The organism is Paraburkholderia oxyphila NBRC 105797 (genome assembly GCF_000685075.1).
GTDB lineage: Bacteria > Pseudomonadota > Gammaproteobacteria > Burkholderiales > Burkholderiaceae > Paraburkholderia > Paraburkholderia oxyphila.
The window spans coordinates 1-1,095 of the sequence record NZ_BAYD01000285.1; the positions used below are offsets into that span (position 1 = coordinate 1).

Below are 1,095 nucleotides of genomic sequence, written 5' to 3' on the forward strand. Positions count from 1 at the left end.
GTTGCCGTTCGCATCGCGCGTGTACTGCTCGTAGTTGTTCGCTTCGGCGTAGCCGGGCCGGCCCTCCAGCGGATAGTACGTGCGGTAGAGGCGGTCGTGGCCGTCGTACTGGTTGACGGTCGTGTTGCCCTTCGCGTCGGTCGTCAGCGCCACCGTTCCGTTCGGGTTGTACGTGTAGGTCACGTAGCCCTGTTCGAGCCCTGTACCCACGGCCTTGCGTACACTCTTGACGTGGTCGTCCTCGTAGTAGCTCGTGTCCGTCACCCGGTTGCCGCCGTCCGCTGCCACCAGATAGCGGGTCACCCGGCTCGGCCTGTGATGGTCGTCGTACGCCGTATCGGTAATCGGCGTCGGCGCTGCCTCGGCCGGGCACGTCGTCACGCCAGCAGTCTTTGCCGGACCCCATACGCGCACCACGTCGCCCATCGCGTTGTAGCGCCGGCACGTCACCATCGCTCCGCCAGTAATCGCCACACCGCGGCTGATCTCACGACTGTCCGCGTCATAGGCAATCACTTCGTCGGCGCCCAGCAGGCTCGCGTTCGTCTTCGTCACGTTGCCGCGCTTGTCATAGACATTCGTCGCCTGAGCGACGCCGTCGCGCTTGCTCGTGAGCAACCGGCCTTCGCTGTCGAAAGTCGTGACCGTCTTGACCTTGATACCGTCTGCGTCCTGCGTCGTAGTGGATGGCGTGTAGTCCGCGGCGTAGTTGATCGTTGTCGCGGTACTACGCGTCGCGTCGATCTTCTCCGTCACGCGCGTCGGCCGGTAGAACGCGGATTTGCCAGCAGGCGAGACAGTCTCGTACGTAATCGTCGTAACCGGAGCAATGCCATTCACTGCAGGCTTCGTGATGCTCGTCACGAGGCCAACGCCGTTATACGCCGTTTGCGTGACCTGCCCGCGTGCATCAGTCGCCGTGGCCACCTTGCCGGATGCAAGGTCATAGGTGAAGCGCTGCGTCAACACCGCATCGCCGGTACCCGAGACGGGATACCGCGATATGCTCGACACGTTGTGCGTGCAGCCACGCACGTAGCCGCTCGACGTCTGAGCGCAGGTCGCATCGTCATAGGTATATTCAGTACGGTTGCC

The 1,095-nt window shown here is 63.2% G+C and carries 1 pseudogene; it reads right to left on the reverse strand.

Annotated features, from left to right (window positions below):
• Nucleotides 1–1,095, reverse strand: a pseudogene (locus tag BO1_RS56070) (RHS repeat-associated core domain-containing protein); the annotation flags it as partial.